The 21,937-nt window shown below is 59.7% G+C and carries 28 protein-coding genes; 17 read left to right on the top strand and 11 right to left on the bottom strand.

Annotated features, from left to right (window positions below; genetic code table 11):
* The first annotated feature begins 6 nt into the window (after positions 1 to 6).
* Complete coding sequence (locus tag OVY29_RS24235) at positions 7 to 333, top strand: hypothetical protein (protein WP_313912447.1); 327 nt, start codon at positions 7 to 9, stop codon at positions 331 to 333.
* A gap of 255 nt (positions 334 to 588) precedes the next feature.
* Here OVY29_RS24235 and OVY29_RS24230 read toward each other — a convergent pair whose 3' ends face one another.
* Positions 589 to 1,740 carry an IS110 family transposase gene (locus OVY29_RS24230; protein ID WP_066564845.1) on the bottom strand — a complete coding sequence of 384 codons (1,152 nt, stop codon included), beginning with the start codon at positions 1,738 to 1,740 and terminating at the stop codon, positions 589 to 591.
* 19 nt (positions 1,741 to 1,759) lie between these two features.
* On the opposite strand from OVY29_RS24230, the gene OVY29_RS24225 reads away from it, so the two are divergent.
* From OVY29_RS24225 to OVY29_RS24190, 8 genes are all read left to right on the top strand, one after another.
* Positions 1,760 to 1,897, top strand: a complete 138-nt coding sequence (locus tag OVY29_RS24225; protein ID WP_155645944.1) for a DUF3768 domain-containing protein — start codon at positions 1,760 to 1,762, stop codon at positions 1,895 to 1,897.
* A 73-nt stretch (positions 1,898 to 1,970) separates the two neighbouring features.
* Positions 1,971 to 2,318: a hypothetical protein gene (locus OVY29_RS24220; RefSeq protein ID WP_058456870.1), complete on the top strand. Its 348-nt coding sequence runs from the start codon at positions 1,971 to 1,973 to the stop codon at positions 2,316 to 2,318.
* Positions 2,319 to 2,520: 202 nt separating this feature from the next.
* Positions 2,521 to 3,027 (top strand): DUF736 domain-containing protein, encoded by a 507-nt coding sequence (locus OVY29_RS24215; RefSeq protein WP_313912446.1) that lies wholly within the window; start codon positions 2,521 to 2,523, stop codon positions 3,025 to 3,027.
* 183 nt (positions 3,028 to 3,210) lie between these two features.
* On the top strand, positions 3,211 to 3,726 hold the full coding sequence (locus OVY29_RS24210; RefSeq protein ID WP_313912445.1) for a hypothetical protein: 516 nt from the start codon (positions 3,211 to 3,213) through the stop codon (positions 3,724 to 3,726).
* Positions 3,720 to 4,091, top strand: coding sequence for a hypothetical protein (locus tag OVY29_RS24205; protein ID WP_313912444.1), 372 nt, complete (start codon positions 3,720 to 3,722; stop codon positions 4,089 to 4,091). The genes OVY29_RS24210 and OVY29_RS24205 overlap by 7 nt, the downstream gene beginning before the upstream one ends.
* A 75-nt stretch (positions 4,092 to 4,166) precedes the next feature.
* On the top strand, positions 4,167 to 4,469 hold the full coding sequence (locus OVY29_RS24200) for a type II toxin-antitoxin system prevent-host-death family antitoxin (RefSeq protein WP_313912443.1): 303 nt from the start codon (positions 4,167 to 4,169) through the stop codon (positions 4,467 to 4,469).
* Positions 4,450 to 4,854 carry a hypothetical protein gene (locus OVY29_RS24195; RefSeq protein ID WP_313912442.1) on the top strand — a complete coding sequence of 135 codons (405 nt, stop codon included), beginning with the start codon at positions 4,450 to 4,452 and terminating at the stop codon, positions 4,852 to 4,854. Before OVY29_RS24200 ends, OVY29_RS24195 begins: the two co-directional genes overlap by 20 nt.
* A gap of 469 nt (positions 4,855 to 5,323) precedes the next feature.
* Complete coding sequence (locus OVY29_RS24190) at positions 5,324 to 5,659, top strand: single-stranded DNA-binding protein (protein WP_313912441.1); 336 nt, start codon at positions 5,324 to 5,326, stop codon at positions 5,657 to 5,659.
* A 37-nt stretch (positions 5,660 to 5,696) separates the two neighbouring features.
* Here OVY29_RS24190 and OVY29_RS24185 read toward each other — a convergent pair whose 3' ends face one another.
* Positions 5,697 to 5,933 (bottom strand): hypothetical protein, encoded by a 237-nt coding sequence (locus OVY29_RS24185; RefSeq protein WP_054735701.1) that lies wholly within the window; start codon positions 5,931 to 5,933, stop codon positions 5,697 to 5,699.
* A gap of 303 nt (positions 5,934 to 6,236) precedes the next feature.
* Entirely contained in the window at positions 6,237 to 7,535 is a 1,299-nt protein-coding gene (locus tag OVY29_RS24180; protein ID WP_313912440.1) for a DUF5623 domain-containing protein, read from the bottom strand.
* 697 nt (positions 7,536 to 8,232) lie between these two features.
* Here OVY29_RS24180 and OVY29_RS24175 point away from each other — a divergent pair.
* From OVY29_RS24175 to OVY29_RS24165, 3 genes are all read left to right on the top strand, one after another.
* A complete protein-coding gene (locus OVY29_RS24175; protein ID WP_054735694.1) occupies positions 8,233 to 9,225 on the top strand; it encodes a DUF2493 domain-containing protein in 993 nt (330 codons plus the stop codon).
* Between the two features lie 337 nt (positions 9,226 to 9,562).
* Positions 9,563 to 10,126: a hypothetical protein gene (locus OVY29_RS24170; RefSeq protein WP_313912439.1), complete on the top strand. Its 564-nt coding sequence runs from the start codon at positions 9,563 to 9,565 to the stop codon at positions 10,124 to 10,126.
* 433 nt (positions 10,127 to 10,559) lie between these two features.
* Positions 10,560 to 10,811, top strand: coding sequence for a hypothetical protein (locus OVY29_RS24165; protein ID WP_231727470.1), 252 nt, complete (start codon positions 10,560 to 10,562; stop codon positions 10,809 to 10,811).
* Between the two features lie 48 nt (positions 10,812 to 10,859).
* Here the strand turns inward: OVY29_RS24165 and OVY29_RS24160 are convergent, their stop codons facing one another.
* Complete coding sequence (locus OVY29_RS24160; RefSeq protein ID WP_067490225.1) at positions 10,860 to 11,192, bottom strand: hypothetical protein; 333 nt, start codon at positions 11,190 to 11,192, stop codon at positions 10,860 to 10,862.
* Between the two features lie 457 nt (positions 11,193 to 11,649).
* Between OVY29_RS24160 and OVY29_RS24155 the strand changes: the two genes are divergently transcribed.
* The 4 genes from OVY29_RS24155 to OVY29_RS24140 all read left to right on the top strand — a co-directional run bounded on the left by OVY29_RS24155 (position 11,650) and on the right by OVY29_RS24140 (position 15,438).
* Positions 11,650 to 11,943: a ribbon-helix-helix domain-containing protein gene (locus tag OVY29_RS24155; protein ID WP_313912438.1), complete on the top strand. Its 294-nt coding sequence runs from the start codon at positions 11,650 to 11,652 to the stop codon at positions 11,941 to 11,943.
* Positions 11,936 to 13,519, top strand: coding sequence for a type IV secretion system DNA-binding domain-containing protein (locus OVY29_RS24150; protein WP_313912437.1), 1,584 nt, complete (start codon positions 11,936 to 11,938; stop codon positions 13,517 to 13,519). Before OVY29_RS24155 ends, OVY29_RS24150 begins: the two co-directional genes overlap by 8 nt.
* Entirely contained in the window at positions 13,447 to 14,703 is a 1,257-nt protein-coding gene (locus tag OVY29_RS24145; RefSeq protein WP_313912474.1) for a DEAD/DEAH box helicase, read from the top strand. The genes OVY29_RS24150 and OVY29_RS24145 overlap by 73 nt, the downstream gene beginning before the upstream one ends.
* 66 nt (positions 14,704 to 14,769) lie before the next feature.
* Positions 14,770 to 15,438: a hypothetical protein gene (locus OVY29_RS24140; RefSeq protein ID WP_146215408.1), complete on the top strand. Its 669-nt coding sequence runs from the start codon at positions 14,770 to 14,772 to the stop codon at positions 15,436 to 15,438.
* A gap of 945 nt (positions 15,439 to 16,383) precedes the next feature.
* Here OVY29_RS24140 and OVY29_RS24135 read toward each other — a convergent pair.
* From OVY29_RS24135 to OVY29_RS24125, 3 genes are all read right to left on the bottom strand, one after another.
* Positions 16,384 to 16,917: an RES domain-containing protein gene (locus OVY29_RS24135; protein WP_313912436.1), complete on the bottom strand. Its 534-nt coding sequence runs from the start codon at positions 16,915 to 16,917 to the stop codon at positions 16,384 to 16,386.
* On the bottom strand, positions 16,914 to 17,276 hold the full coding sequence (locus OVY29_RS24130; protein WP_110300220.1) for an antitoxin Xre/MbcA/ParS toxin-binding domain-containing protein: 363 nt from the start codon (positions 17,274 to 17,276) through the stop codon (positions 16,914 to 16,916). Before OVY29_RS24130 ends, OVY29_RS24135 begins: the two co-directional genes overlap by 4 nt.
* 350 nt (positions 17,277 to 17,626) lie before the next feature.
* Positions 17,627 to 18,343, bottom strand: a complete 717-nt coding sequence (locus tag OVY29_RS24125) for a glutaredoxin family protein (protein WP_110300219.1) — start codon at positions 18,341 to 18,343, stop codon at positions 17,627 to 17,629.
* A gap of 109 nt (positions 18,344 to 18,452) precedes the next feature.
* Here OVY29_RS24125 and OVY29_RS24120 point away from each other — a divergent pair, with 109 nt between their 5' ends.
* Entirely contained in the window at positions 18,453 to 18,839 is a 387-nt protein-coding gene (locus OVY29_RS24120) for a MerR family transcriptional regulator (RefSeq protein WP_110300218.1), read from the top strand.
* Positions 18,840 to 19,232: 393 nt separating this feature from the next.
* Here OVY29_RS24120 and OVY29_RS24115 read toward each other — a convergent pair whose 3' ends face one another.
* From OVY29_RS24115 to OVY29_RS24100, 4 genes are all read right to left on the bottom strand, one after another.
* Positions 19,233 to 19,874 (bottom strand): GNAT family N-acetyltransferase, encoded by a 642-nt coding sequence (locus tag OVY29_RS24115; RefSeq protein ID WP_146215407.1) that lies wholly within the window; start codon positions 19,872 to 19,874, stop codon positions 19,233 to 19,235.
* Positions 19,875 to 20,046: 172 nt separating this feature from the next.
* Positions 20,047 to 20,571, bottom strand: coding sequence for a YybH family protein (locus tag OVY29_RS24110; protein WP_110300216.1), 525 nt, complete (start codon positions 20,569 to 20,571; stop codon positions 20,047 to 20,049).
* 30 nt (positions 20,572 to 20,601) lie between these two features.
* A complete protein-coding gene (locus tag OVY29_RS24105) occupies positions 20,602 to 21,504 on the bottom strand; it encodes a CopD family protein (protein ID WP_167398603.1) in 903 nt (300 codons plus the stop codon).
* Positions 21,505 to 21,535: 31 nt separating this feature from the next.
* A complete protein-coding gene (locus OVY29_RS24100; RefSeq protein WP_110300214.1) occupies positions 21,536 to 21,925 on the bottom strand; it encodes a copper resistance protein CopC in 390 nt (129 codons plus the stop codon).
* Positions 21,926 to 21,937 lie beyond the last annotated feature (12 nt).

Here is a 21,937-nt window from a genome sequence, read left to right as displayed (position 1 = left end):
CCTCCAATGGATGACACATCCGACCTCTCTTGCGCTCGGCAGCGTACCGAGCGCATCGCGCTGCTCAATGATGCCGCACGCCAGGGCCGTGACCGAACGGCCCGCATCGTCATGACCTCCGGGCTTCTAGCCGAACTCGGCGGCGACACGGTGGAAGACAGCATAATGGCACAGGCTCGGATGATGGCCGCTCTGCGCCATTGCACCTTCGCCACGGATTCGCCGGAGCGAGACTTTGCAAGCATGGATGTCGATGGCATCAAGGTGCTGATGAAAGTCGATTTGTATGATCCGGGCCTTGTCAAGATCGCATTGAACGGTTCCTTCTGTTGACGCGTTGGGGGCCCCACACGCAATGCTCAAGGATTGGCTTCATTCGTTCCGAGGTCAGCTGATGCACTATCCGTGCATAGACTTGTATCCGGTCGCGGCCGTTCCCGCGCACCATAATCCGTATTCACATCCCCGGATCGAGCAAAGGCGGATGCGGACCAAACTACTACTGGGCGTTTTCAGGCGCCATCAACTTTCCCGGTCACGCATCACACCAATCCGCGTCGCCTTATCGAGCCTGTTGCAACATAGGCATCAGGCGGCGCGGAGCTCGGCACCTTGAGGGACCAGACCGGTCTCCACAAAGCGCCAAAGCGCGATCAACAATTTTCGGGCGAGCGCAACGATCCCCACCTTTGCCGCGCGAGCGCCGTTGCCTTTGAACCGGTTGCGATACCAAACGGTCAGTTCGCTACTTGGCTGATATTTCAACCAACACCAGGCAAGTTCCACCATCTGCACACGTGTGCTTCGGTTACCGGCTTTGCTGATGCCCTGATCACGCGACACGTCGCCGCTGGCGAAGGGCGCCGGAGCTAACCCAAGGAAGGCCGCGACGTGTCGTCGGCTTTCGAACTTTCGGCAAAAAACCTCAGCAACCAACATTGCCGCGCTGTTCGGACCAATGCCCTTCAGCTGCTCAAGGCGAACCGCTTTCTCTCGGCATGGGAAGGTAGACTCCTCATGGAGCACAACTTCAGCGCGGTCCCGCTCGATGTCCTTGATCTGATCGTTGAGCAACGCGAGCCGTTCGAAACAGCGCTCAATTTGTCGACGAAGGTTTGGTGGCAAAGGCCGCCCATCGCCGGTGCGCATGTCGTCGAGCTGTTTTGACCAGTCACCGCCCTTGATGGCTTTGACAGATCGTATGCCCTGTAATGCAAGTAGCCCCCTGATCCGAGAGATAATTCGGGTGCGCTCGTGCACGAGATCGCCGCGCTCCCGCATTACTCTGCGCGCGTCCTCCTCCTCGGGGGAGGGCACGTCCACGACACGGCACACGCTTTTGTCGCCAGCGAGATAGGCTTTGAGGATTCCGATCATTGCTTCGGCGTCGATCCGGTCGGTTTTTGCGCGCCTGCCTCGCCGCGACACGAGGAAGCTGGCGGGATCCAGCACATATGTATCGATATCGTTCGACCGCAGTAGCCTTGCGAGCCAGAAGCCATCATATCCAATCTCGAAGCACAGGCGAATGGCGGCAGGTTCACCGATACGATCAGCGGCCTTGCACTCAAGATTGCGAAGGTGACTGATCAGTGCCGCGCTGTTCCCGGCAGGAATTGTCCGTAGCGAAGGCTTCGCGGCTCCTGGCGAGAGCGAAGCAACAAGCCAGTTGCGCTTGCTGAGCTCAACGCTGACAATGACAGAAGTCTTGGGGCAGTAATCTGACGACGAGTTCTCCATTTAGCGTTCTCCGTGGGGTTTGACGGAACAACGGCATAGCCGATCCGGCCTGCATAGGATCTATTACGACACCGAACTGGCATTCGGGTCCGAGGATCCGGCCAATCCAGCGATGACACGGCGCGTCGTCACGCTGATGCGGCCTGCGGACTACTGATCATTGTGAGGGACAGGCATATCGCTGCGTCACCCGGCAGCCGCCCAAAACCTGATGGGGAGGTAAAAAGCGCATGAGCAGACACAAAGTACCGCTTCGTGACGGGGTTGCGGCGGCAAGTGCCTATGTTGGCTGGGACCGCCCCTTGCAGACATACTTTGCGCAGGTTCTGAGCGCGCCTGACGAGGACGGGGAGGAGACCGAACTCGTGTGGGTCGGCACTGCCTTCGGCGAGCTGCCCCGCGCGGTTGACGCAATCCGCGTACTCGAACCCTACTGCCAGATCGAGGCAAGTCTTGCCGCACAGCTAGAGATCGACAGGATGGCATGCCTCGCCACGCGCGACGGACCCAATCAGCTCGAAGCCAAGGCTTTCATGGCGCGTGTCAGCCAGATCAAGGACACCGAGCCGGAAGCTTAGGTCGGCACGGACCGCGCATGGCTCGAAGCAGGGCCGGTTCATCTCCAAACCACACATCGAGGCTCCTCAGCCCTCTGGGCTGGACAGGATGACGCGCGCCTGCGGTGGCTGGCGCACGGGCCGGGCCACGGGCCCGGAGGAGAGGGGGGATGGGAGAAGGTGTTCCGGACAAGGGGTTCGGACAGCATCAGGAGAATGTGACATGAACATCGGCACCCTCAAGGCCAACGCAGAAGGCGTTCACATCGGCCGCATCACCACCCTGACCTTCAGCGCGACGGTTGCGCTGCGGGCCTTCGAATCCAGCAATGAGCGCGCACCCAAGTTCGACCTTATGGCGCTCTCGGCGGACCGCCGCAGCTGGGTCAAGATCGGCGCGCTGTGGGAATACTCGTCGAACGAGACCGGTGAATGCTTCCTGTCGGGCCAGATCGACGATCCCAGCCTCTCGGCGCCGATCCCGGTCGCCATGTTCCAGCAGAACGACGGCAGCTTCAATGTCGCCTGGCGCCGTTCGAAGCCCAAGGCCTCGCTCGACGGCTTCGGCAGCGAGAGCGAAGGCGCCCTGCCGCCGCTCACCGCCACCGGCGACGAACCGGCCAGCGACCGCAGCGTTGACAGCGCCGCTGCCACGGGCGACGGTTTGGGCGAGAGCACCGCGCCCAAGCCTGCAGCCAAGACCAAGGCGCGCGAAAGCGTTGATGCCTGATTGTCATCAGCCCCCGTGACCGGTGCCGCGACCCGCGCCGGTCACACCAGGAAGGCCCGTCCGCGCATGTGTCGCGGGCGGGCCTTTTCTTTTGCAGCCTGCTGTCGGGCTCCACAGAACTGCTGCGGGAACACGGCCAGCAAAAGGGAAGGGGGCGGTTCCGTTCAAGCAAAGGAGGCTTGAATGGCACATACAAACTGGACTCTCGATCTTGGCGGCGCCCCCACAAACGAAGACTGCGCGCAGATCGGGCACACCCCCAATTTCGACCTCGTGAATACCGCCGAAGCCATGCTCTACAGGGCTGCGCTGCTCGCAGTGGCTGGGCCTCCGCCCGCCGGAATGATCCTTCGGATCAAGGCCAATGCCCATGATTTCGGAACCTACCGGACGGTCGAGGCGAGCATTGACAATGACCAGGACGATGGCAGCCATGCCAGCTATATCGAGACCCTCGAGACCGGCATCGCCTTCTGGCATCAAGCCGGGTTTGCACCGCCTGAGTTCGGCAAGCTGACGGCCAGCGATCAGCTAGCGGTTTTCGTCTTGGATGCCGTCGCAAGCGCGCTGCGGATCACACGGCCGAGCAGCACCGGCGCATTCTTTCCGGAGTCCTCCGGGCCGATCCACCGGAACCTCACCGCGGCCTTTCCGGAAGCGGCGCAGCGCGCCCTCGCCGAAGGGGGTGTACCATGCTGACCGATAGCGAGCGCTTCGCCTTCAGCGCCTGGCGGATCCATGCGTTTGCTTCGACGGGCAATGCCTACGATGCGGTTCAGACCGACGAGACCATCGCTGCCGGCGATACTCTGCTCATGCTCGACGAAAGGGTTGTCGGTGTCGCGATGACCTGGCCCTTTGCTGTCACCGCCGAGCCGGGCAAGCTTCACGCGGTCCGTGAGCCCGGCGCTGGCGAAAGCCTCGAGCACATGGAAAAGGCGCTTGGGGTTCCAGACGGGTCAATCGTTCGAGCCTGCCGCCTCGCAAGGGTTCTGGGCTTTGCGATTGATGCGGGCCTCGCCGCATTGTTGCCGGAGCTGCTGGCGACAGAGGCGGGCGGCTAGCGCGGCAAGCTTCGCCACAGAAATCTTGCTATTTTGGCCATAATTGCTATTTTGAGGCCAAGAGGAGATACCACCATGCCAGCGCCGTCGAATGAGCACCCCAGGATTCCCCTGACCCGGTTTCACAACAACACCGGCGAGTTCCTCGATCTCGCAACCAAACAGCCGGTCGTCCTCACCAGCCATGGCCGCGAGCGGCATGTCATCGCAGATAGCGAATATTTCCGCCATCTCGAAGAGGCGGCACGCGGTGTGATCGCCGGCCACATGAATATCGAAGCTGTCGCTTCGTCTGACATGACCGAAGCCGACCGGCAAGCTTTCGCCAATGCACGGCCTTCGGACAGCGAACTCGCCAATGACCGCTGGGAAGACTGACCGCCCCGCCGCAGGCCATATCCTCCGATACGTCTATCTCTTCGAGGAAGAGCAGAGACGGGGCCGCGACGAAGGCGTCAAGGAACGCTTTGTCGTCGTCGTTGGTGTAGAAGGGTCACGCTACCTGGTCGCGGCGATCACGACCAAGGGCGAGGGGCGCAAGAACGCTGTCGCAATCCCCGATGAGATCGCACGCACAGCTGGGCTCGCTCCGGGCAGCGCCATTGTCGTTTCGGAATTCAACCGCTTCACCTGGCCCGGGTTCGACATCCGACCCCTGATGAAGCAGCCTGGGTACATTGCCGGGCGCTTCCCACCGCGGTTCACGGCAAAGATCATCGATGCCATTGCAGCCTGGAGAGCAGCTCCCGTCGATCGGGATTGATTGCCGCAGCGTTCAGGCAGGCAGGCCCCGTGGGGGCCTTGTCCGATCGTGCATCCACGCGAGGCCAAAGGCGGCAACCCTGCGGATTGGCACACCCAAATCGCCAAGGTCAGGTCTTCCGGACGACTGCCGCAATGGGACTATTCGCTCCCCGAAATCGGCGAGGACAGGCGATCAATCATGCGACCAACGCCAGCGTCAGCAAGCCGAGACGCGCAGAGGTTGATGTCCAGTCACGCCTTCCGCCCCTGTGCCACCCGCACGTCCGCCGCCCAGTGCCCCTGCCTCTCTGGTCGAGCTTAGGGCCAACCTGCAGAAATGCGAGCCGTGTTGCCCGGCAAGCCGGGCTGCCCGCACCACCTCGATTTCCGAGGTTTCCCGCGCGAGGGCGCGCGGTGTCCCAGCTCTCCCGCCGAGGCTCGATAAGGGCACCGGCGGACGAGCCGTCGGCACCAAGGAGGCTCTTGCAATGAACATCGTCAACCTCGTCGGCCGTCTCGCCAAGGATCCCGTCGCCCGCGATCGCAGCGACACCCGCATCACCGAACTCATCCTCGTGACCGAACGTCCCGTCATCCGCGATGGGAAGGTCCAGAAGGACCCCGAGACGGGCTACCCGGTCAAGGACGCCGAATTCCACAAAATCACCGTCTTCAACGGCCTCGGGCTTCCGCTGCGCCAGCACAAGGCCAAGGGCGACCAGCTCGCCGTGACGGGCCGCATCCACTACTCGCGCTGGCAGGACGGCGAAGGCAATGACCGCTACGGCTGCGAGATCATCGCCGAGAACGTCGAGTTTCTCTGAACGGCAGGGCGGCGCGCAAGCGTCGCCCAAAACCGTGTCACGATGGCGAAAGCTGGACGCCGGTGGCGTCCAGCTTCGTCCCACGGTGCCCGCAGCTGCAGCGCAGGTGTCGCGCGACGATCTCCAGTTTCATCGGAATGGATTTGGCAAAGCATCGGTCTCGCAGTTTGGTTGCGGGGACGATCACAACGCGGTGGCATCCGAGACATTCAACCTGTGCATTGAGGCCATGGCGAACCAGATCGGCGAGGGTATCGAGACGTTTGCTGCTCATGCGATGATTAGAACATCATAGGAACATTGCGAGTCAAGGATCACAGGGGGCAGGCAGAGGAAATACTACCTGCTGCATGCCGTCTCCCTGGCCTTCGGCCGGGATCGCGCTCTATTCCGCCTGCCGGCCTGGCGCCGGGACTGCGTCCGGCAGCCAAGGACGGCCCGGCTCCACCGAGTCCCTTTCAGGGTCTCGGCCCATACGGGTGACGATCACTGACGGATTGGGTCGCGGCGCGCTCGTCGGCGGCAACTGCCGCCGTCTCGGCACGCGCGGACCCAACCCTGTCTGGCTGCGGCGCTCTCAGATTTTTCGTCCTGCGCCCGATCGCGTGATTTTCAAGGCGGTCTCGATCCTTCCGGTAAGCTTCCGCAGAGGAGCGCATTGCGGATAGGAGCTTTCGAGAAGCGCCTTCAACTCGATCAGGAGGCTTTCCACACCGCTTGGCGAATTGGCACGGTTGAACAGCGGATCGTCTGAAGACATGTCGCCATAATAGAGGCTGACGGGGTCATCCAGGGCGTTCAGTTGTCGAAGCGGCAGGTCGGCGTAGAGCCAATCTACGAGCACGCTCATGAGCTTGTCGACGCGCCAGTTCACCGCTCCGGGCTTGCTGTTCGATTGTAGGATCGCCCGCAGCAAACGTCCTGCTAGCTGATGCTGAGCCAGCGTCATGCTGCCATTCGGCTTGCGATCGTATCCGATCATATCGCGGTGATAGGGGAGCGTTTGCCGAGATGGGCGCGCAACGATGGTGCCCTTAGCCTTTGCTCGGCGCTTGTCCTGCGGCGTTGCCGCTTGCGGCGAGACAAAGATGTCGTGATTGGGCATCGAGGACCCGGCCCAATGCTCTGGTGTTTCTGGAGCAGGCAGTGCGTTGATACTCCTCACAAGGGCATCAAAATCGAAGTCCTCAGTACGCTTGGAAGCGACGAAGAGGGTACAGCGATACGGAAAGTACAGACCAGGCCAGTCTGCGGCGCCGAGCTCCCAACCGTTCCGCTTTGCCCAAGCTGCCCGTTCATCGCTCACGATCGGCCCGGAATAGGGCTCATCGATGAGTATGAACTGTCCGCTGGCCGGCAGCTTCCAATAGCTCGAATGGTCGTTGCCGGGCAGTTCCTCATCGAGATCAGCCATGGCGCGGCTAGCTTCGAGGTAGTCGCAAGGACGTAGACCGGTCATTTCCATGAACCGCAGAGCTCGCGCTGCCTTGCACAAGCTGTCGCGAACATATTCGCGTGTTGGCCCGACCATGTCTTTCACGAGATGGTCGGATGCAGCCACGCGCATGGATGCGAGACCGCCGACAAGCTTGAGCTCGGTTTTCGAAACCAGTTCCAAGAGCGGCCGCGATAGGGTGACGGGCAGAGATTCCCGACCCCGCTCGAACGTCTCCTGGTCTTCCCAGTAACCGGTCAGGAACACTCGGGTAGACCTATCCCCTATGGAAGTGCGGGCATGTTCGTATCGTTCAAAGCCTGCGCTTCGCGCGGCCAAGTCGAGGGCCCGTCGATGAGGAATGCCATCTCGTTTTTTCAGTTGGTTCGCGAGGCGCTTTATGTTGGCCAGATTGGACGGCCGGACGTTAGCAATCGACATGATTGTTCTCCGCGGCTTGAAATGCAGCGTCGCCCGTCAACCACCAGCACTCAAGCCCGAACAACATGTTGCAAGGGATCGTGAGATATCGCGGCAGTGCTGATCGACAGCTTGGCTTGGAGACGGGCGTCATGCTCCTGCCGGGAGCGCTTCACGTTGTAATCGATCAGGCGAATCGTGACAACAGTCGCTGGGCCGACTTCAAGTTGAAAAGTCGGGGGAAAATGCAGCTCCTTGAGTACAACTTGACACCGATTGGGAGCACCTGTCTGTGCAATCAACCAAGGTTTTCTTCTCAGGCAGTTCGGCTTTGCCATCGAAGCCGGCAGTCTGGAATCGCGGTGTTCCCGCTGTAACCCCTTCGCAGGGCCGAAGGGGCGGCCCGGTGTGGCGCTGAAGCGCCTGACCGGCCCTGCCTTCGTCTCATCTGCTCGAGGGCGGGAACGTCTCTTCCACACACACAGGAACACCTGCCGAAACCTATCGGCGGTCGCCCCTTAGTCAAGGATCGCGGTCCCCCCAATTTTCAGCGGGGAGGCTGTGTCGCTGCGCGCCAGCCACCACGCAGAAAATCGGTTCCCCCACGCCCGCCAAGGCGGCGGCGAGACGAGCTCGCCGTCCCTGACACGGTTCGTCCGGCCCGATGGGTTTTTGGCTGTTCCCAATGTGGGGACGATTTCAAAAATCGGAGGCTTTTATGACTGTTTTCAACTCGTTCGCAGATCTGGCTCAGGCACGGATCAATCTCGCCGATGCACGTGAAGGGATCACGGAATCCTACGACGGGGCGTTTCTCGAACACAGTGATCTGGCCAAGCTCAACATCATCGAGGCTCCAATCGCCGCGGAGATGCCGGATCCCGACATGGCGCGCCGCGCCGTGGAGATGGCAATCGGAACGATCTTCGATGTCCTCAAGGACACGCGCATGGAAGAATTCGCGCAGCAGCTCGCCTGGGGCATGGTCAACTCCTTTCACATGACCGCACGCCTGGCTGAAGGACGCGAGGACGATGCTGCAAAGAAGCTGGGCGAAATGGCACGCCACTTCGACCCTTCGGAAATCTACGCTGTCGAGCTCGAGGAAACACAACAGCTCTGCCAGACACTGCAAGGGTGCCGGGAAGCGCTCGAGGCGATGCGCGATCATGCAGCTGACGTCTACCGCGTCGAAACCGGTCGCCCCTTCACGGCCGCACGGGGATCGCAAGTCAGCAAGAACGGGGTGACCGCAAGCCAGGTGCAGGCACGCGATTTCCTCGCAGCACGCGCCAAGGATCGCAGGGCGCAATTCCAGCCCGATGGCCCGCTGGTGATCGTGTCAGGTGGACAGAAGGATTGGCACGATTTCGCGATGATCTGGGCAATCCTCGACGACATCAAGTCCCGGATCCCGAACATGGTCCTGGGCACGACCGGCATGCGCAAGGGCGTCGACGCCATGGCGGGTGCATGGGCGCAGCAGAACGGGGTCAACACGATCCTGTTCGTTCCCGACCAGCGCCACGGCAACCGCGCTCCGTTCCTGCGCAACGAGAGCATCGTCAAATTGAACCCGGTTGAAGCGATCATCGGAGAAGGATCCGGCATCCAGTCGAACCTTGCACAGCGCCTCCGTCAGGCTGGCGTGCCGCTGCACATTCGCCGCATCAGCGATCAGGGGCAAACGCGCTCGCGCACCTTCGGCTGAGCGCTCTTCGGAAGGCTCCGGCTTATGCCGGGGCCTTCCGTTCTTCTTTTGCGCAAGGGGCGGGCTCTGGGGGCATCGAACCCCCTTCGCCCGCTGCCGCGAGCATCGCGATCCCTGAATGTATCAGCCGCACTTTTACCTTGGCCCGGCGCGCATTGCCCGTGCTCGATGCTTCTCATCTTGCGGGCATCGCTGCCGCGCCAGCGGCTGCATCCGGACAATGGGCCGACCGGAAATCCTCAGGCTGGACGAGACCCCTTGTGGGCATTCAGCCACAAGCTCAGGAAGTGAGAAAGGAGAGGGGGATGGAGGAGACGAGCAGCGACAGGAGGCAAAGATGCTCGTCACATTCCGCGTCAAGGATATCGAGACAAGGCTCCATTCGGTACCGGCTCAGATACGCCCGCAAGAGCTCGCCGCGCTGATGCGCAGACTGCACACCGCCAACAGTACAATCGATGCAGATCCAGGCGAATTCCTGGCCGCGCCCCTGAACTTCGAGATCAATGCCAACGCGCTTGCCATCGCCGCGTTCGCATCATGCTTCGACCATCGTGCGGAGATGATCGCGATCGTCGAGGAAGCGCAGTTTCTTGGACGAATGCTGCGGATCGAGCACCAGCAATCCGATGCGCCGATCACGATGCGCGTGAGTGAACACATCGCTCTGGTAGGTGACATCACAATGAGCAGCGACCTTGCGTCTAAGGTACTCACCTCTCTCGGCCGCCATGCAAATGAATCTGGCCAATTGTCCCTGCAGAAGCTCGCGACAGCGCTCAAGGATCACCGGACTTACGCGGCTTTCGTCAAGGCGGGAATCACTCCGATCTTCGAAAGCCTCGCGTTCATCGCCGCCACCGATTGCGGAGAGCAACATCCGCTGCTCGAATGGAGCTAGTGACGACCCAGCCACCAGTTCACGAGCAGCCAGGAACCGGCTGAACTCCTCGCCATATTCAACGCTCGATCTGCAATCAGCCTCCTGCAGGATCGAGGTGGAAAAGGGTGCCCGGCACGTTGCCGCGGTGCCCTTTTTTCATGCCGCCTGGGTCACGCCGATCCCGAACAGCCACGCTCCAGGGCATAGCTTTCGCGAAGTCGCTGGGAACGCATGCCTCCTGCCGCAGGCACGTCCACCACCATCGCCATGAGCACCCCGCCAGCATACTGGTCAACCACTAATTTCCCGACCGAGAAGCCGTGCTGCGCCGGCTTCCGCACCATCGAAAAATTAGCGGTCAAGCCTCCGCTTCGCTCCGGTGACCAGCACACTGACGGGGCGCTGTTTCATGGCATGGCGGACGAGCCGCCGAGCGCCAGGAGGCAAGGTCATGTGCTACACAACGGAAAGCTACGAAGACGACGTTTCGGTGCTTCGTCAGATCAACCCCAACATCATCGCCCTTGATGAAAAAACGCTCGAAGCTGAGCGGCGCTCATACCACACATTCTTCGACGTCCACGTCGTTGAGACCGCGGACGGGTACATCCTCATCGAGGAGGGAGACTATGGCGAGCTGCCGATGCATCTGATCGACCAGATCGTCTACACCGCCACCGGCAAGATGGCCGATGAATTCTGACGAGACAGGGCGGTGGTCATCGCCGCCCAACTCGACAAAAACCAGACCTCACCCGCCAAGCTTCTCAAGGGCAGAAATCGCCACCTTTGGCTTCACCTTGACGGCCAGTTCCAGAAGGGCAATCGCCGTATCCTGACCGACCTTCTTGATCAGCCGATTTAGCTCTCGTTCTGCTTCCTCGCGCTCAAGCTCTGCAAGCTTCTGCCTGCGCTCTTCCAGGTCCTTTTCCGCTGCTGCCAGCGCGGACCGTTCGCGTTCAAGTTTCGACACCATTGCGCATTCCTCCAAGCCTTGAAAGACCATGCGAAGATGCACCAATCGCAGGGTCTGTTCGAGGCATTTTTTTGCTTGCTGCTCTCGCGCCACTTCTTTGCCGAGCATGGCCTGCTTAAGCCATCGCCATCGCCATCGCCATGGCCAAACCCAGAGCCACTGTCGTCCCACAGCGCCGGCAATAGGCGGACATAACGCCTGCGCTGAGTTCGCGAGTCAGGCTCGCTCGCGCAATCCCGCTGGAGAACCACCTGCGCGAGTGATCCCCCTACAACAATGGACCTGGCACAGGGCACAAGTTCCTGATTTTTTGCGCACACCGTACACCTCTGCGCGGTAGGCTGATGCAGCGAAGTTCTGCATATTTCACAATTGGTTAGCCGAACTTTTGCTCGAAATTCGCACGGTGCAGCCCGCTGCATACCGTCCAGTGCTCCATCATAAGTATGAAAATACACAGGCTTAGCGCTGCACCGGGCTGCATCTTCTAAGCTCTTGGCAAGGGGGCTGCAGCGTTATATACTTGGTCCTGCGATAGACGAACCACGCCTGAAAAGGTGTGGTAGTGGAAAAGAAACAGTTCCAGAGCGTCGGTGTAACGCTCAGCCCAAGGATGATCGACATCGTCGATCAACTTGCGACAAGCCGCGGTGTCTCGCGGTCAGAAGCCATCCGCATTGCTCTGGAAGTCGGCATTCCCCTTCTGAAGGCGGGATTGTCGCTCAACGCCGAGCGCGCCGTCACAATCCTCGAGCATACCCAGCTTGCGCTCTCGCTCATCGTCCAGGAGCAATATCCGGCTGATGCCGAACACCTGATCGCCCAGGCGCTCTCCAACGTGCGAGAGCATCATGGCTGAAGACATCAGATTCAGCAAAAAAGCGGCCACTCTCACCCACGCTTCCGCGCGCGGAAAAGTGAAGCGGAACGCAGGCAATTTCACGCGCGGATCGCAGCTGTTCCACCATGAAATCCTGATGACCTGGGCGGGCATCAGAATGCCCCTCTACGTCTGGGTTGGAACTGCCGTTCTTCTGCTGTGCATCCTCGTCAGTTTGACCTTCAAGAACCATGAGGTCCAGCTCGTCCTGATGAAGCTCTATGCCGAGGCTTGGGGATGGGTTCAGCTCAATCCCAACAAGCCTGTAAACCTGACGCTTCCATCGGGTCAGATGGTGCAAGGCACGATGTCCATGGTGCCCTATCACCCTGCCGTGGAAAGGGCTTGGGCCAAGGCTGTGCAGGTCAGCATTTCTGCGGGTCTTGGTGCTGCCTTTATCTGCGTGCCCTTGACCGTCTGGTTCGTCGACTTTTCGAAGCGGCGCGGCACCGACATTCTGACCGAGCGCCATGAGCGCGGTGCCGTGCTTGTGAACCATAGCGAACTGGCCCAAGCCATCACCAGCCATAACTGGAAAGCGCATGTCAGCGAGTGCCGCAAGCGCAGGCCAGCAGTGGACCCCGACAAGATCCTCGCAGAGCCCTTGAAGGACCGTGTCCGGGCGGGTCTGCATGCGCCTTACCGTCTGGCAGGGGTGCCGGTTCCTTGGCGTCTTGAGCAAAGCCATGCGATGTTCATCGGTACGACCGGTGCTGGCAAGACGACCGAGCTCAAGAAGATCGTCACGCAGGCGCGTGAACACGGGCATCGCTGCGTCATTTTTGATCTGACCGGCACCTTCGTCGAAAGCTTTTATGATGCCGAAACGGACATCATCCTCAATCCGATGGACCGCCGCTGCGTGCCATGGTCGATCTTTAACGACTGCGACAATTACGCCGAATTCATGAGCGCTGCGACAGCGCTGGTTCCCAGCGGCCACAGCGCGGAAGATGATTTCTGGCAGAAGTCAGCCCGCACCCTGTTCGTCGAGATGTGCGTCAAGATGATCAAGATGGGCGTGCGCTCAAACGGCGCGCTTTCCTACTTCCTGATGCAATCGGATCTGAAGTCGATCCATGCTCAACTTGAAGGCACGATCGCAGGGCCGATGATGTCGCCCGCCGCTGCAAAAATGGCAGAGTCGATCCGTACGACCTTCATCGCCAATGCGAATGTTTTCCGCTTCCTGCCCGAACCACCTCCGGGCGAAACCGGCTTCTCGATCAAGAATTGGATGACCACCGAGGTCAAGGAAGGATCGATCCTTTTCATTACGTCCACGCACCCGGACCTGGTCCTCAATCGCCCGCTTTTGACCCTCTGGATGGACCTTGCCGTCAATGCGCTGTTCCACATGGGAAGGAGCCGCGACCTGCGCACGTGGTTTTCCGCAGCGACGATCATCCTGGTGATCAACACTGTGAGCAGGGCACCTTTGCGAGACGAGCGCGGGATTATCAGGTCAATCTCGTCGACAACCTGGAAGAGATCCTCGCCAGAAGCGACTACGCCTATCTGGAAGCCCCGACCGGGACTGGGAAGACGGTCGTGATGGCGATGCTGGCACGGTCGCTCGGAATTGGCGAGGTCTACTATCTCGCCCACACGATTGACCTGTTGAAGCAAGCCCGCTCCAGCCTCGCCGAACTCGTCGAGGAGGGTCTCGCCGACCCCGCGCAGGAATGGCATTTTCTCACCTGGCGAAAGTATGTGTCATCCTGCATCAAGGGGCTGATCGACAAGGACATCCCTCGCATCGCCCTCGTTGACGAATGTCACATGGGAGGTGCGTTCCAATCGACCAGCCAACAGAAGCGGTGCTTCCCCGTCATTCGGTCGACGGCGCACAAGACAGTCTGGATCTCGGCAACACCGTGGATGCTGAACGAGAGCACCATGGGCGAGCGGCAGAACCACACCGCCTTCTATGGCTATCAGTCGGCATTTGACAGCGGCCACCTCAACAGTGTCGACCTGGTGCGCGTCGATTGCTCGCTGAAGCTCGAGCTCAAATTGTCAGACGAATTCCGCGACCTGACGAGGGCCTTCAAACATGAACAGAGCAATATCGTCATCGATGAGGATTGTGCCGACAGTACGTTCGAGAAACTGACCCGTCAGGTTCAGGAACTCGCGGGGCGGGGTCTGCGACCGCGAGACGTTCCTGCACTGGTGGAACACAGGTATCGGCTGATGGCAAACCTGTACCAGGCCAATCACAGCGGCTCGAAGGCGATTTTCTGGCTACCCAACAAGGCGCACGCGCGGGCTTGCGCGCAATACATCAACACGATTTTCGGCACACCAGACTATGCGACCGCCATTCTGGGCGAGGTTAGATCGGGACAGGACGCTGAAGAGATCGACCCGCAGCTCCAAGCGTGGCGCGACCCCCAAGGGAGCACCAAAATTGCCTGCGTTGTCTATCGGCTTCGCGAAGGTTTCGACTACCCCGAGCTTCATCTTGGCTTCGACTGCGCCTGGAACCCCTACAATTACCGCAATGCAATCCAAAAGATCGGGCGCCTGATCAGAAAGGCGGAACGAAAGCCGGGCAGCACATACTATTATGCGGTCGACGCGCTGAGCGTCGCGGTCTCTCGTTCGCGGCAATACTACCGGTCATTTTTGGACCCCATGCGGGAGGTTTACGCGGCGGAGGACGAGCTGACATTCTCGCTCGATACTCTTGCGGACGTGGCCATGCTGAAGGCCAACATTAGTCCCGACGGCTAGTTCAGCACCACCGCTCCTAAGCGCACGGCTATCAGGCTGGGGGGCATCGATATCCCTGCAGAGCGGGTGCCCCTGTTCGATGTGGAATTTGCAGCCGGCTCGATACAGCATTCGCGCATCGAACTCTCGAGCTTCAGCAAAGGGAATTCGACGCTCCAGGCTGAAGCGCTCGTTGAAGACATCATCCAGGGTCGCGCAAAACTGAGGCAAAATGGCGACCTCAGCCAAGCCGAAGATAGGCTGAAGAATCTTCTGTCCCCCAGCTTTCCTGGACACCGCCCTGATTTGCGCGCCCGCCTGATCGCGTCCGGTCATTTGAAGCCACGCGCTGCCCGTTATGAGGCAACAAGAGCAAAGCTGGAGGAGCTATTATGCGGGATCGAGAGCGGAGAGGTGTGCTGGAGTAGCAAGCATCCGGACTATCGGTGGTTGGACAAGTATTACAATCCAACCTGCGTCTGCTTTCGGCCGGAAGTGCGCGAGAGGATGATCAAATGTGGCGCATTACAACCGGCCTCCATACCACTCGAGAAACAGGCGCGAATGCTGGAAGTCGTGGAGCAAGTGTTGGTTTGCCAGGAGTTGCCGCCGAAGGGCTCAGCAGATCGTGCTCTCCTCAACCCATACATACCGCGCCGAAACGCCAAGTTTGATGAACAGGTGCGAAGCAGGTTCGAGCACCTTCTCAGGAAGCGACCCAATGCTGTGTCCCAACCTTCTTCACTCCAGGCATAATGCGATACCTCTGATGGGATCCTGATCGTGAGCCAAAGAACAGGTATTCGTAGGTATGTCTTTGCTTTGGGCTCGAAATACACTGATTTCTGTATCAGCTGCGCTATGGGAGGTCGGGTGGCCCGAGGCGACCCAAGATGCTTCACCGGGGCGAAATAGGAAGGCTTACGGAATGAGTTTTTTGACGCTGGCTGCCAGTGCATCGTTCCTCTGCACGCCGGTTGCTGTCTGGGATGGAGATGGCCCGATCTGGTGCGCGGAAGGGCCGAAGATCCGACTGGGAAGCATTGCTGCGCGCGAACTGGACGGCAGTTGCCGGGCAGGCCACCCTTGCCCGCGGTCTTCAGGGGTCGAGGCTCGTGATGCACTGGTAGCTCTTCTGGGCGGAGCCAAGGGGAGGCTTTCTACTGGGCACGTAAAGGTTTCTGCGCCACAAATGCGCTGCAGGGCTTCGCACCAAAGCTACGGTCGCGTTGTTGCGTCTTGCAGGTTGAGCGATTGCCGCGATCTCGGCGCTGCAATGCTGCGCACGGGCACCGTTGTGCGCTGGCGCTGAGCCAGACATCTGGGGGCATGGTGGCAGAGGATATCGCCTGTTTCACTTGCCATCGCATTTCGGGATTGCTGGTATCGATTGCGGCCATCCTTTTCGCTGTTGCGCTTCCCGGTGGCATAAGGGCTGCAGTTTTCATGGTAGCCGCAGCGCTGCTGGCATTCGGCGCTGCCGATATCATACAAGAGACTTTCGCGATGTGAGCCCGGCGGCGGCGGCGAAGCGATGCGATCATCGGCGGGCCGAGAGCCCAAAGGTGGAGGGCAGCCTTGCGACTGTCAGCCGGACTGACCTGCCTCATGCTCAGCGTCGTGGGGTTCATGATCTGGGAAAGCGTCATAACCGAAATGTGAGAACCCAACCGAGCCAACGCCATGCGACCAATTCCGCAATCATTGCCAGGATGACCGGTCTTTGGGCAGGCGATTATCGTCATCGACGACGGTGACCTTGTGCGGCTTGTCTCGCGTCCAACGCCACAGGACCAGATTGATATCTCTCTCGCCAGCCCGCGCCGCAAAAGACGGGACAATGATTCCAGCGCATCCGGCTTCGATCAGGCGGTCAGCGAGCTCCCAGGTGGGCACGGGCTTGCGATCGGCGGCCAGCACTTCCCAGGCGCATGCGAGTTCGGCCCGCGTGACCAGAGCTGCTGCAAGACCCTCATCTGTGGTCAGATCGAGGATGTCACTGCAATCGATCCGGTAGCTGCACAGGGTCATTGGCTGCGCTTTGAAAGCGAAGCCCTGTTGCGCCTCGAGCCACGCGGTCTCAAGGCGCAGCGATGTGTAAAAGCATGCGGTGCTCGGCCTGTTGAACCGGCCGCCATACATCCGGGCACCCTCGCCGGATTCGGGATCGAAAGCCCAACCCGGGTGATGCGCGCGATATACCAGCCCTTCGAACCGCGTAACCGGCAGCGTCAAGCAAACCCGCCCTGTGCGATACGGGCGAGGTAGCTGCGGACGAGCTCGGCGCGTCCTTGACGAACCAATTCCTCGGCAGTTGCATCGCCCAGAGAGGGCAGGGGCTGCGAACGATACCACGCATAGGCCGCAAGCTCACTTCCGGTCCATGGGATCACGCGATTGATGATCTCGCTCATCTCGCGCAGCCGTGTCTGGGTGGGTACACTGCCATACCGTGAGCTCTTGGAGACCGCATCGCGTGACAGGCCCGCCGCCGCAGCCAGCTCGGACTTGGTTATCCGCAACGCTCCGGACAGACGGTCAGGCGATACGCCATCCTTTCCTGTGATCTCGCTAAGAAATGCAGCCGACGCCATAATGCCTCACCAATTGCACCATATGCGTCCAATGTGTGCGGCAATCCTGGCTCTGTCAAGGCTGATCCCAAAGAAGGCGGGAACATTGGGAGAGCTCGTCGCGGCTACGGATTACGGGATGCCGAAAGCGATGGCTGGCGCACATGCCTTGCCGCGATGCCCGGAAGAGCGTTCGCGCATCCGCAGGTCCGATCCCTTGAATTTCGCACATGCCAATGGCATTGTCGTGCGGCGACAGCAAGGCGCGAAGACCCGATTTCTGCGATGCGATAGGGAAAAGCCGGGCGCAACCCATTCAATACAAACAGAAATTCGTCAGTTTGATAACATACATTATGTTAAATGATGATCTATCCTACGATTATCTCGCCTGCCATCCAAAGTGCCATTGCGATCATCATCAGGTTCTCAGTCAGTGACACGAAACCAAGCGGTACGTTGCTCGATCCTCCGACGCATGCGCACTTGAGCTCGCGCTGGTCGATGTAGACCGCCTTGAACACAGAAACCGCGCCGATCGTGCCGATGAACAGGGCCACCGGGATCGAGACCCAATGTAGCACACCTGCCACCATCAGGACGCCGGCGAGACCCTCAGCGAAGGGGTAGATGCGCGCATAGGGGACCCAGCGCTGCGCCAGCAGGTCATAATTGAGGAACATGGTCGCAAATTTCTCGACATCTTGCAGCTTGAGCAGCGCCAGCACACACATTGAGAAGGCGATGAACCATTCTGCCACGCTGATGCTGACCGCTTGGCCGTCAGTCGCAATTCCGGTTGCGACTGCCATCAACGCTGTCATCGTGAATAGCGCAACAACAGGGCGATAGGTGGTGACATTTGGGTCAGCGACCTTGAGGCCGAAAAAGCGGCGGAGGTCATCGTGGCCGCCGATCCGCTGCCCATTGATGAAGGTTTGCGGCGTGCTGATCACGCCATGCTCGGCTTTGAATGCGTCGGTTTCTTCGCGCGTTGTCAGGTGATGATCCTCTACCCGATACCCGCGCGAGGAGAGCAGGTGCTTTGCCTTCAGGCCATAAGGGCAGGTGTGGCCGGGCATGACCATTCGGTAGAGCACGGCGGATCTTGCTGATTGGGGCACTGCGATTTCCTTTGATTCGCTGACAATGCCATCGCTATAAACTCCGTACCATGATACGGGATCAAGCAGGTTTATGAAAATCGGCGACTTCGCCCGTGCGGGCGGCGTAAACGTTGAAACGATCCGTTATTACCAGCGGCGCGGCCTGGTCGCTGAGCCGCCGCGTGATCATGGCCCGCGGCGCTATGGCACCGATGACCTTGATCGTTTGCGCTCAATTCGCGCGGCCCAGATGGCCGGCTTCACGCTCGATGAGATTTCTACCCTTTTGGATCTCGAAACGTCTGACCGATCGGCAGCGCAGGCGCTCGCCAACAGTCGGATCGCGGCGCTCGACGAAAAGATTGCGACGTTGCAAACCATGCGCGGAGCCTTGGTGCGTCTGGCAGAAGCCTGTGCCGCAGAGGACACCGGGCCATGTCCGATCATCGCCGCCTTTAATCCGGCGGCCCATACCTGAGGCGTGGTTTACTTGCTCGCGCTCCCCATGCAAATCCCGGTCCTCTTGCATCACTCTCGGCGAAAACGTTCCTGATAACCGCCGTCGCGGGTGCTGAATGCCAGCGTTTACCGTCACTCCGAGGTTATCCGGCCGACTTGCCCAATTGCAAGGTGCAGTTGGGCCGTCTGGAAGTCTCCAAGGTGCGGCGGCATCGGAGGTGAGTAGCATAATTCGCTGATGAAGAAGCAGCCCGCTGGATCGATGCTCGGCAACGCCGTACTCCCCGAAGGGCTGTAAGGCCAACGATTTGAAGTCGAGAATGGTTACGCACAATGCCTAGCCGAAAGGCCACGCCTGACCATCACGGTGCACGCAAGGGTTGTGTTCGAACGCCCTTCCAAAAGCGCGCTTCTAGCGGCCAACCTTCCAAGGAAGGTGTAATGAATGCCAGCGTCCATTGCGCCGTGATATTTCGAACGAAATAGCGACCCGCTGCCAGCCTGCATTTCTGAATGCGCGCAATGATGCGTGGTGGTTCCACCAGATATAGGCAAAAGCTTGTCGATAGCGACTGGGAACCAGCAAGCTCGTCGCTTGCGCAATCAAGAGAGATGCGTAGCGCTGCGACCGATGCTCGGGCAAAGTTGTGACGTTGACCAAAGCGACTTCGTTGTCCGCAAGCGGCCAGGTCGAGCTACTTTCATAGCTCGATCTATCGGCGAAATGGATGCAGGCTGCCGGCTCGGCATCGGCCAGAAGTACAAAGCCGACACAGCCCGCGCGATCGAAACTCATTGCACTTCGGACACGCGCGTCAGGATGACGTGCAAAGGCGGCGAGATGCTGCTCATCGAAAACAGCGATTTCGATAGATGGCGGCAGGGCTGGCGATTCAACAGCTGTGTTTTGCGCGAAAATCCAGTTGATACGGTAATCCACAATCCTGGACAAAGCTCGCTTAAGGAAATCCTTGATGCGTGCCCTCAGCGAGGCGTCTCTACGCTTCACATCTTCGGCTTCCAAGATCGAAGCGACACTGTCTTGGCTGGCCATCTGCAGGGCTTCCTTAGACGCCCCATTGTGCCCCATCCTGTCTTTACGAAAGACAGGGTCGTCATTCAGTGCGGATGGGCGGCAAGGAGGCCTCATGTGCCGACGTACCGATCCAGTCTGAAAAGCTGATTTCTCCAGCCTAATGTTCGACAGGACATTGGCTGGCGCTGGTCTAGGACCGTTGTCGACGCTGGTCCGCAGAAGACCAATGAATATGAAATATCTGCCAGCTTCCGTTTTCGCGCCGAAGCAACATCGTTTCGACAGACCGGCTCTTGATCTGCCGATCGCGGTACGTTCCCTCGACATTCTCGACGCTCATCACCCAGGCAATATCGCCCTGCTCACCGTGCGTTCTGCTGACGAGCATGCGCGGAACTGCGGCGCTGAAAGCGGCATCTGATTTGAGATGATGACTGGAATACTCAGCGCGGCTGTTTTCTGTGCTACCGGATTCAAAAATGATCACATCTTCGGCCAGCAGTGAAAGTGCAGCGGCAGTATCGCTCCTCGCTAGCGCAGCATGGAAGTTCGCCACCGCTTCAACGGGACCATCCAAGGCCGGAGCTACTGTGGCCCCTTCCTCAACGTCCTTCCCCTTCGCGGTGGTACTGGGATGCGCCAATACTGGGCTTTGTATCAGCAAGATCACGACCGCCAGTACGCCCGCAATTCGGCCTGCTCCATATCGAACCATTGAAACCCCCTTTTTGCGTGAACCTTCGATCTACATCATTCCTGGCGACGCGAGGCCCAGAACAGCTACGAGGCCCAGAACGCCAACGGCAAAACAAAGCTCACCTCCCAGACTGAGGCGCAACCGCGCTAGGACGTCGCGCACCGAATTTCCCGATTGTTCACCAGACGTAGCAAAACGGCGTCCGATCGCCGCGTTGTTGGCGCCGAACGCAACCATGCCGCCGACGAGGATCAGTTTGGCAGCCAGCATCAGCCCATAAGGTGTGCTCAAAACAACCAAACTGTTTAGAATACCGAATATCAGCTGGGAATTTATGAGACCCGTGATGGCCACCACTGCCACCAAACCCACGCCGAGCGGCGCGAAAGCATGGATCTGCGAAAGCAATGCGAGAGCCTGCTCTCGATCCGGCCGCCGATGCAACTTCACAGTGAGGTCAACAAAGCAAATGATGGCGCCCAGCCACAACCCTGCTGCGATCAGGTGGGCGCCATTGTTGAGCCGGTGCAAGAGTCCAATACCTCCCTCGCCAGCAGCGGCATGACCGCTCCATCCGAGCGAGAGAAGCGCCGCCGCGAAACAGGCGGCGACGACCACCTGGCTGAGTGTCGTGGTCCTCACTGCGACAAGAAAGCATAGCGCGAGCAACAGCAAGACGATGCGAACGGCAAATGCAATCCCGATATCCGTGCCGGAGACCATCATGGAGATCGTCGACCAATCAAGGTCGAATAGGGGCACGCCCATCATTGCGGCCACCGAGACGAGCATAAGAACAACTGAAAGCACGAACGCAGCTGCAGCACCCCCGATCAGGCGTAGCGACGCCCGACTACGGACAGTGAGAAAGCGGGCGCTCCGAAGTGCGATCAATCGAAACGCGGTGCTCCCGAACATGCCCAGAAGCACCGCGTAATTCAGAAAACGCAAGCCAGGTTCGACCGCCCACCCCATAGCGCGATCAGCTGATGGTGAACTTGACAGTGCCGTTCATGCGGTGGCCGTCAGCTCCTGCGGCTTGCCAGCGAACCTCATAGCTGCCCTTTGCCAAAGCTTTGGTAAGAGTGAGGGTCATGGTCTTGTTCCCTTTCGACCAGGCGGTGGTGAAATTGCGGATCGCCATCGGACTGTGGTTCGCCATCCCCGGCATTGCCGTCATTACGATGCTGGCGGCCGCAGTGGGGGGCAACAGCGCTTCATTGAAGGTCAGCGTGACCGTGCGCGTGCCAGCAACGGTTGCGCCCTCTGCCGGAGTAGAGGCGACCACGCGAGTGTGAGCAGCAGCCATGGACGGGAATGCCAAAGGCGCCGCAACCATTGCAAGAGCTGCGAAAATCGGAGCAAATTTCATGAGATTTTCCTT

The sequence above is a fragment of the Sphingopyxis sp. SE2 genome (assembly GCF_032227185.1).
Lineage (GTDB): Bacteria > Pseudomonadota > Alphaproteobacteria > Sphingomonadales > Sphingomonadaceae > Sphingopyxis.
The sequence above is the reverse complement of the archived record's forward strand: the minus strand, read 5'-3'. Positions and strand labels throughout refer to the sequence as shown.

Bases quoted from the DNA above. Each gene is read 5' to 3' on its own strand.
- OVY29_RS24200 (WP_313912443.1), top strand. From the start codon at position 4,167: ATGCCAGCGCCGTCGAATGAGCACCCCAGGATTCCCCTGACCCGGTTT.
- OVY29_RS24175 (WP_054735694.1), top strand. From the start codon at position 8,233: ATGACTGTTTTCAACTCGTTCGCAGATCTGGCTCAGGCACGGATCAAT.
- OVY29_RS24215 (WP_313912446.1), top strand. From the start codon at position 2,521: ATGAACATCGGCACCCTCAAGGCCAACGCAGAAGGCGTTCACATCGGC.
- OVY29_RS24210 (WP_313912445.1), top strand. From the start codon at position 3,211: ATGGCACATACAAACTGGACTCTCGATCTTGGCGGCGCCCCCACAAAC.
- OVY29_RS24180 (WP_313912440.1), bottom strand. From the start codon at position 7,535: ATGTCGATTGCTAACGTCCGGCCGTCCAATCTGGCCAACATAAAGCGC.
- OVY29_RS24185 (WP_054735701.1), bottom strand. From the start codon at position 5,933: ATGAGCAGCAAACGTCTCGATACCCTCGCCGATCTGGTTCGCCATGGC.
- OVY29_RS24120 (WP_110300218.1), top strand. From the start codon at position 18,453: ATGAAAATCGGCGACTTCGCCCGTGCGGGCGGCGTAAACGTTGAAACG.
- OVY29_RS24160 (WP_067490225.1), bottom strand. From the start codon at position 11,192: ATGCTCGGCAAAGAAGTGGCGCGAGAGCAGCAAGCAAAAAAATGCCTC.
- OVY29_RS24195 (WP_313912442.1), top strand. From the start codon at position 4,450: ATGACCGCTGGGAAGACTGACCGCCCCGCCGCAGGCCATATCCTCCGA.
- OVY29_RS24220 (WP_058456870.1), top strand. From the start codon at position 1,971: ATGAGCAGACACAAAGTACCGCTTCGTGACGGGGTTGCGGCGGCAAGT.
- OVY29_RS24230 (WP_066564845.1), bottom strand. From the start codon at position 1,740: ATGGAGAACTCGTCGTCAGATTACTGCCCCAAGACTTCTGTCATTGTC.
- OVY29_RS24150 (WP_313912437.1), top strand. From the start codon at position 11,936: ATGGCTGAAGACATCAGATTCAGCAAAAAAGCGGCCACTCTCACCCAC.
- OVY29_RS24100 (WP_110300214.1), bottom strand. From the start codon at position 21,925: ATGAAATTTGCTCCGATTTTCGCAGCTCTTGCAATGGTTGCGGCGCCT.
- OVY29_RS24110 (WP_110300216.1), bottom strand. From the start codon at position 20,571: ATGGTTCGATATGGAGCAGGCCGAATTGCGGGCGTACTGGCGGTCGTG.
- OVY29_RS24165 (WP_231727470.1), top strand. From the start codon at position 10,560: ATGTGCTACACAACGGAAAGCTACGAAGACGACGTTTCGGTGCTTCGT.
- OVY29_RS24235 (WP_313912447.1), top strand. From the start codon at position 7: ATGGATGACACATCCGACCTCTCTTGCGCTCGGCAGCGTACCGAGCGC.
- OVY29_RS24115 (WP_146215407.1), bottom strand. From the start codon at position 19,874: ATGGCCAGCCAAGACAGTGTCGCTTCGATCTTGGAAGCCGAAGATGTG.
- OVY29_RS24205 (WP_313912444.1), top strand. From the start codon at position 3,720: ATGCTGACCGATAGCGAGCGCTTCGCCTTCAGCGCCTGGCGGATCCAT.
- OVY29_RS24190 (WP_313912441.1), top strand. From the start codon at position 5,324: ATGAACATCGTCAACCTCGTCGGCCGTCTCGCCAAGGATCCCGTCGCC.
- OVY29_RS24125 (WP_110300219.1), bottom strand. From the start codon at position 18,343: ATGGTCATGCCCGGCCACACCTGCCCTTATGGCCTGAAGGCAAAGCAC.
- OVY29_RS24130 (WP_110300220.1), bottom strand. From the start codon at position 17,276: ATGGCGTCGGCTGCATTTCTTAGCGAGATCACAGGAAAGGATGGCGTA.
- OVY29_RS24170 (WP_313912439.1), top strand. From the start codon at position 9,563: ATGCTCGTCACATTCCGCGTCAAGGATATCGAGACAAGGCTCCATTCG.